5 protein-coding genes are annotated in these 7,021 nt (G+C 60.9%); 1 reads left to right on the top strand and 4 read right to left on the bottom strand.

Going from position 1 to position 7,021, the window contains the following annotated elements; genetic code table 11:
* The 4 genes from D8U18_RS03900 to ccsA form a co-directional block, all read right to left on the bottom strand.
* Positions 1 to 1,406 (bottom strand): valine--tRNA ligase (locus tag D8U18_RS03900; protein ID WP_131107059.1); only part of this gene is annotated, 1,406 nt, incomplete at its 3' end.
* Between the two features lie 241 nt (positions 1,407 to 1,647).
* A complete protein-coding gene (locus D8U18_RS03905) occupies positions 1,648 to 2,961 on the bottom strand; it encodes an MFS transporter (RefSeq protein WP_056853629.1) in 1,314 nt (437 codons plus the stop codon).
* Between the two features lie 168 nt (positions 2,962 to 3,129).
* The gene (locus D8U18_RS03910) at positions 3,130 to 4,374 is read right to left on the bottom strand and encodes a transporter associated domain-containing protein (RefSeq protein WP_130905952.1); all 1,245 of its coding nucleotides are present in this window, start codon (positions 4,372 to 4,374) and stop codon (positions 3,130 to 3,132) included.
* A gap of 12 nt (positions 4,375 to 4,386) precedes the next feature.
* Positions 4,387 to 5,199, bottom strand: a complete 813-nt coding sequence (ccsA, locus tag D8U18_RS03915; protein WP_056853627.1) for a cytochrome c biogenesis protein CcsA — start codon at positions 5,197 to 5,199, stop codon at positions 4,387 to 4,389.
* A gap of 210 nt (positions 5,200 to 5,409) precedes the next feature.
* On the opposite strand from ccsA, the gene ffh reads away from it, so the two are divergent.
* Complete coding sequence (gene ffh / locus D8U18_RS03920) at positions 5,410 to 6,786, top strand: signal recognition particle protein (protein WP_056853626.1); 1,377 nt, start codon at positions 5,410 to 5,412, stop codon at positions 6,784 to 6,786.
* Positions 6,787 to 7,021 lie beyond the last annotated feature (235 nt).

Here is a 7,021-nt window from a genome sequence, read left to right on the forward strand (position 1 = left end):
ACGTCGTTGTCCTGTTGCAGCGCAACGTCCGGGCCGAGGTTGTGCTTGGCACGCACTTCGGCTTCGTCGCGACCGACGTAGACCTTGCCCGACTCGTCGTACCAGGCCGGGATCCGGTGACCCCACCACAGCTGACGGCTGATGCACCAATCCTGGATGTCGCGCATCCACGAGAAGTACATGTTTTCGTATTGCTTGGGTACGAACTGGATGCGGCCGTCTTCAACGGCGGCAATCGCCGGTTCTGCCAAAGGCTTGGTGGACACGTACCACTGGTCGGTCAGCCACGGTTCGATGATGGTGCCGGAGCGGTCGCCTTTCGGCACCTTCAAGCCGTGATCGTCGACGCTGACCAGCAGGCCGGCAGCTTCGAACGCAGCGACGATCTGCTTGCGCGCTTCGAAGCGGTCCAGGCCGGCATATTCGGCCGGAATCTTGCCGTCGATGCTTTCGTTGAGCGTGCCATCGAGGTTGAACACCTGGCAGGCCGGCAGGACCGCGGCGTTCTTGTCGAAGATGTTCAGCAGCGGCAGGTTGTGGCGCTTGCCGACTTCGTAGTCGTTGAAATCGTGGGCTGGGGTGATTTTCACGCAGCCGGTGCCGAATTCCGGGTCGCAGTAATCGTCGGCGATGATCGGGATGCGGCGGCCAACCAGTGGCAGCTCAACAAATTTGCCGATCAGGGCTTTGTAGCGTTCATCGTTCGGGTTCACCGCGACGGCAGAGTCGCCGAGCATGGTTTCCGGGCGAGTGGTCGCGACGATCAGGAAATCGTTGCCTTCAGCCGTCTTGGCGCCGTCGGCAAGCGGGTACTTCAGGTTCCACAGGAAACCTTTCTCGTCGTGGTTTTCCACTTCGAGGTCGGAAATCGCCGTGTGCAGCTTGGTGTCCCAGTTGACCAGGCGCTTGCCGCGGTAGATCAGGCCGTCTTCGTGCAGGCGGACAAACGCTTCCTTCACGGCTTCCGAGAGGCCGTCGTCCATGGTGAAGCGCTCACGGCTCCAGTCCACGGACGAGCCGAGGCGACGGATCTGACGACTGATGTTGCCGCCCGACTGGTCCTTCCACTCCCAGACTTTCTCGAGGAATTTGTCGCGGCCCAGATCGTGACGATTCTGGCCCTGGGCTTCCAGTTGACGCTCCACCAGCATCTGCGTCGCGATACCGGCGTGGTCGGTGCCTGGCTGCCACAGGGTGTTACGCCCCTGCATGCGGCGGAAACGGATGAGGGCGTCCATGATCGCGTTGTTGAAGCCATGCCCCATGTGCAGGCTGCCGGTGACGTTCGGCGGCGGGATCATGATGGTGTAGGACTCGCCCGCGCCTTGCGGGGCGAAGTAATTCTCTGACTCCCAGGTGTTGTACCAGGAAGTTTCAATGGCGTGCGGCTGGTAGGTCTTATCCATGCGCGGCGGGACCCTATTGGCATTTATTCAGGAAAAGCCGGGAAGTATAGCGGGGATAAGCTGATGCGCGTAGAGCGAGGTGACAATGGGCGGGGGGAAAACTGTGGTTTTCACGCAAGTGTATTGTCAGTAAAGACGCCCTCGCGGGAAAGCCTCGCTCCTACAGGGTTATACGTCGTGCCGTTATTCCATGATCGACACTGACCTTGTAGGAGCGAGGCTTGCCCGCGAAAGCAATCCGTCAGGCGACCCGATTCAAATCGTTATGCCGGGTTTCCTTCAGGCACAGTACGGCGATCAAGCTCAGCACCGCTGCGCCGGACACATAACCGCCGACATAGCTCAAGCCACCCATAGCTACCAGTTTTTGCGCAAAGAACGGCGCCGCCGAGGCACCGACAATACCGCCCAGGTTGTAGGCGGCAGAGGCGCCGGTATAACGCACGTGAGTTGGAAACAGCTCCGGCAGCAGTGCACCCATCGGCGCAAACGTCACGCCCATCAGGAACAGCTCAATGCACAGGAAGAGTGCCACGCCCCAGGTCGAGCCTTGGGTCAGCAGCGGTTCCATCAAAAAGCCCGACAAAATTGCCAGCACGCCGCCGATGATCAGCACCGGTTTACGTCCGTAGCGGTCGCTGGCCCAGGCGGACAGTGGAGTAGCCGCCGCCATGAATAACACGGCGAAGCACAGCAAGCCGAGGAAGGTTTCACGGCTGTAGCCCAGCGTCGCGACGCCATAACTCAAGGAAAACACCGTCGAGATATAAAACAGTGCGTAACACACCACCATCGCACCGGCACCCAGCAAGACAGGCACCCAGTATTGGCTGAACAGCTCGACCAGCGGGATTTTTACCCGTTCCTGGCGGGCCACGGCGTTGGCAAAGACCGGCGTTTCATGAAGCTTGAGGCGCACGTACAGGCCCACCATCACCAGCGCGGCACTGAGCAGGAACGGAATCCGCCAGCCCCAGGAGCGGAACTGTTCATCGTCCAGCACCATGGCCAGGGTGAGAAACAGGCCGTTGGCCGCAAGAAAGCCAATGGAAGGGCCGAGCTGCGGAAACATGCCGAACCAGGCGCGTTTGCCCTTGGGGGCGTTCTCCGTGGCCAGCAGCGCCGCGCCGCCCCATTCCCCGCCCAACCCCAGGCCCTGGCCGAAACGCAGCACGCAAAGCAGGATCGGCGCCCAGGCGCCGATGCTGTCATAGCCGGGTAGCACGCCGATCAGCGTGGTACATACGCCCATCAGCAACAGCGAGGCCACCAGGGTGGATTTGCGTCCGATGCGGTCGCCGAAGTGGCCAAACAGCGCCGAGCCCAGCGGTCGTGCCAGAAACGCGATGCCGAACGTCAGGAAAGCCGAGAGCATCTGCGCCGTCCCGGACGTCTGCGGAAAGAATACCGGGCCGATCACCAGTGCGGCAGCAGTGGCATAAACGTAGAAGTCGTAGAACTCGATGGCGGTGCCGATGAAGCTCGCGGTGGCCACGCGGGTGGCGGAGTTCGTCGGTTGCGCAGGCGCGTGGTCGTAAGTTGTGCTGGTCGTCATGCGGTTATCCCTGACAGTCATGTGCCCCAGTGGAGCGAATTATTATGGTTGAACACCCAGGGATGTGGGTTTGCAGCAGAGTGCGGGTAGCACAGCGTAGCGGGGGGCTTGGGTAAGCGCCTCGATTATAGGAAGGTGGCTAACGATTCAACAAGGGGGCAAGAATGCTCAGCCTGCCGTGGCCGCGACGGGCGCCGGGCCGGTATGCCAGATCAATACCCGAGTGACGCGGTTGTCTTCGGTCTCGAGGATTTCCAGGCGATAACGACCGATTTTCAGGCATACCGCGCTCTCGGGAATGGTTTCCAGCGCCTCGGTCACCAGCCCGTTAAGGGTTTTCGGGCCATCGCATGGCAGGTGCCAGCCGAGGCTCTTGTTGAGGTCGCGTATCGATGCGGCGCCATCGATCACCAGGCGGCCGTCGGCCTGGGGGTGAATGTGCGGGTTGTCCAGGCTTTGCTGGCTTTCGAACTCGCCGACGATTTCTTCGAGAATGTCTTCCAGGGTCACGATGCCAAGCACCTCGCCGTACTCGTCGACGACCATGCCAAGCCGACGCTGCTGCTTGTGGAAATTCAGCAGTTGCAGTTGCAGCGGAGTGCTTTCCGGTACGAAGTACGGTTCGCGACTGGCCGCCATCAGCGCGTCCAGTGTCAGGCTGTTGTCGGCCAGCAGATGGCCGATTTGCCGAGTGTTGAGCACGGCTTCAACCTGATTGATGTCGCTGTGAAACACCGGCAGGCGCGTGCGGGTGTTGTTGCGCAGTTGTTCGATGATTTCTTCGATCGGGTCATCGAGGTTGATCCCGTCGACTTCGCTGCGCGGCACCAGAATGTCGTTGACCGTGATGTTGTCCAGCGCATGGATGCCGGGCAGCGGATGTGGCCGGTGGACGGCGGGTTCGCGGTCATCGTGTTGGGCGTGTGGTGCCTCGTCTTCGCTCTGTTGCACGACCTTGACCTTGCGGGCCAGTGGACGAATCAACAGTTTGGCGATGGCATCAAGCAACCAGGCAGCGGGGTAAACCATTTTCAGCGGGACGCGCAGCAAGCTGTTGCCAAAGGCGAGGATGGCATCCGGATGGCGGGCGGCAACGGCACGGGGCAAATAGTCGGCAAGCACCAGAAGAATGGCGCCCGCACCGAGGCACGCGATCCATGGACCGTTCTGCGCCCAGGTGAAAATCGCCAGCAAGGTGCAAATGACCACGACCAGCGCGCGACACAGGGTATTGCAGAAGATCAGGCTGACGAGCGGGAAGCTCAGCCTGGCCGGTGGCTTGTCGCTCGAGCGCGAAGCGATGCGTTTGGCCAGCAGATATTGATGTGCGGCTTCAATGGCGGAAAACAGTCCCGACCATAAAACCAGCAGGGCCACTACAGCGAGCATTGGCCCTAAGGGCAAGTCGTCCATTAATGCCGCCCGTTAGATATGCAGGATGTATTCACGGACCAGCTTGCTGCCGAAATACGCCAGCATCAACAGGCAGAATCCGGCAAGGGTCCAGCGAATGGCCTTGTGTCCGCGCCAGCCGAGGCGATTGCGCCCCCAGAGCAGCACGCTGAAGACGATCCAGGCCAGGCAGGCCAGCAAGGTCTTGTGCACCAGGTGTTGGGCGAACAGGTTGTCGACGAACAGCCATCCGGAAATCAACGACATCGACAGCAGCGTCCAGCCGGCCCAGAGGAAGCCGAACAGCAGGCTTTCCATGGTCTGCAGCGGCGGGAAGTTCTTGATCAGCCCGGACGGATGCTTGTGCTTGAGCTGATGGTCCTGGACCAGCAGCAACAGCGACTGGAATACCGCGATAGTGAACATGCCGTAGGCGAGGATCGACAGCAGGATATGGGCAAGGATGCCCGGTTCTTCGTCGATGATCTGTACCGTGCCGGCGGGAGCGAACTGCGCCAGGAGCACGGTCAGCGCGCCGAGGGGAAACAGTAAGACCAGCAGGTTCTCCACGGGGATTCGCGAGCAGGCCAGCAAAGTCAGGGCGATGACTGCGGCGGCAATCAGGCTGGCGGCACTGAAGAAATCCAGGCCCAGGCCGATCGGCGTCAGCAGGTGGGTCACCAGGCTGGCGCCATGGGCCAGCACCGCGAGTACGCCGAGCGTGACCAGCAGGCGCTTGTTGGCCTTGGCGCAGTTGGCCAGGCGGGTGCCCTGATAGATAGTCGCAGCGGCATATAAACAGGCGGCGGCGAGGGTGGTAAGCAAACTGGGTGACAAGGGGAGCATAAGTCCTGTTAGGCAAGCCCGAAAGGCGCTGAGTTTGGCATAGAACCCACGCGGCACGAAAGACCAGACAAGCTGACGGCGAGGTGTCCGCCGACCGCAGTCTTCGCTATAATCCGCGACCTGCCCACGCCGCAGGCTCGCCGAGCACATGTTGATTCCGGTCTGGGCCGCCATTATCCCGGTTCGTACAGGGCCTGAAAGGATCGCGCAATGTTTGAAAACTTAACCGACCGTCTCTCGCAGACGCTGCGCCATGTCACCGGCAAGGCGAAGCTGACCGAGGACAATATCAAAGACACCCTGCGTGAAGTGCGCATGGCGTTGCTCGAAGCTGACGTCGCGCTGCCGGTGGTCAAGGACTTCGTCAATTCGGTCAAGGAGCGCGCTGTCGGCACCGAGGTGTCGCGCAGCCTGACGCCGGGCCAGGCCTTCGTGAAAATCGTCCAGGCCGAACTCGAAAGCCTGATGGGCGCAGCCAACGAAGATTTGAACCTCAGCGCCGTGCCGCCAGCGGTCATCCTGATGGCCGGTTTGCAGGGCGCGGGTAAAACCACCACCGCCGGCAAGCTCGCGCGCTTCCTGAAAGAGCGCAAGAAGAAGTCGGTCATGGTCGTGTCTGCGGACGTTTACCGTCCAGCGGCGATCAAACAGCTGGAAATGCTCGCCGGTGAAGTGGGCGTGACCTTCTTCCCGTCCGACCTGAGCCAGAAGCCGGTCGAGATCGCGCAAGCGGCTATTAAGGAAGCAAAGCTCAAATTCATCGACGTGGTCATCGTCGATACCGCCGGTCGCCTGCACATCGATGAAGAGATGATGGGCGAGATCAAGGCGTTGCATGCCGCGATCAACCCGGTTGAAACCCTGTTCGTGGTCGACGCCATGACCGGTCAGGACGCCGCCAACACGGCCAAGGCCTTCGGCGATGCACTGCCGCTGACCGGTGTGATCCTGACCAAGGTCGACGGCGACGCCCGTGGCGGTGCTGCGCTGTCGGTTCGCGCCATCACCGGCAAGCCGATCAAGTTCATCGGTATGGGCGAGAAGAGCGAAGCGCTCGATCCGTTCCATCCTGAGCGTATCGCTTCGCGCATCCTCGGCATGGGCGACGTGCTCAGCCTGATCGAGCAGGCGGAAGCGACCCTCGACAAGGACAAGGCCGACAAGCTGGCCAAGAAGCTGAAGAAGGGCAAGGGCTTCGACCTCGAAGACTTCCGCGATCAGCTGCAACAGATGAAGAACATGGGCGGCCTCGGCGGCCTCATGGACAAACTGCCGAACATGGGCGGTGTGAACCTGGCGCAAATGGGCAATGCCCAGAGTGCGGCAGAGAAGCAATTCAAGCAGATGGAAGCCATCATCAACTCCATGACCCCGGCCGAGCGCCGTGACCCTGAGCTGATCAGCGGTTCGCGCAAACGCCGTATCGCCATGGGTTCCGGCACCCAGGTGCAGGACATCGGACGCTTGATCAAGCAGCACAAGCAGATGCAGAAGATGATGAAGAAATTCTCTGCGAAAGGCGGAATGGCCAAGATGATGCGCGGCATGGGCGGTATGTTGCCCGGCGGCGGCATGCCGAAAATTTAGTGCCCTGTCACGCCAATACTGCTCAATATTGGCGTAACAGGGCACCAGAATCCGCGCCGGTCATCGCACCGGCGCAGACCCGCACGGAAGCGGGATCTACAGCAAACCCGCGCTTGGCGGGAGCTGACCGGCCGTTTTCAACGACGGCTCTATAGCAAATCTGCATGGCGTCCGATAGGCCGCCGGAAAAAGTCATTTGCAAAAGTCCGGATATTCCTTAGAATATGCGGCCTTT

Origin of the sequence: Pseudomonas sp. Sample_10 (genome assembly GCF_004321495.1) — a bacterium.
Lineage (GTDB): Bacteria > Pseudomonadota > Gammaproteobacteria > Pseudomonadales > Pseudomonadaceae > Aquipseudomonas.

Coding starts and splice junctions, on each gene's coding strand:
- D8U18_RS03905 (WP_056853629.1), bottom strand. CDS start 2,961: ATGACGACCAGCACAACTTACGACCACGCGCCTGCGCAACCGACGAAC.
- ffh (WP_056853626.1), top strand. CDS start 5,410: ATGTTTGAAAACTTAACCGACCGTCTCTCGCAGACGCTGCGCCATGTC.
- D8U18_RS03910 (WP_130905952.1), bottom strand. CDS start 4,374: ATGGACGACTTGCCCTTAGGGCCAATGCTCGCTGTAGTGGCCCTGCTG.
- ccsA (WP_056853627.1), bottom strand. CDS start 5,199: ATGCTCCCCTTGTCACCCAGTTTGCTTACCACCCTCGCCGCCGCCTGT.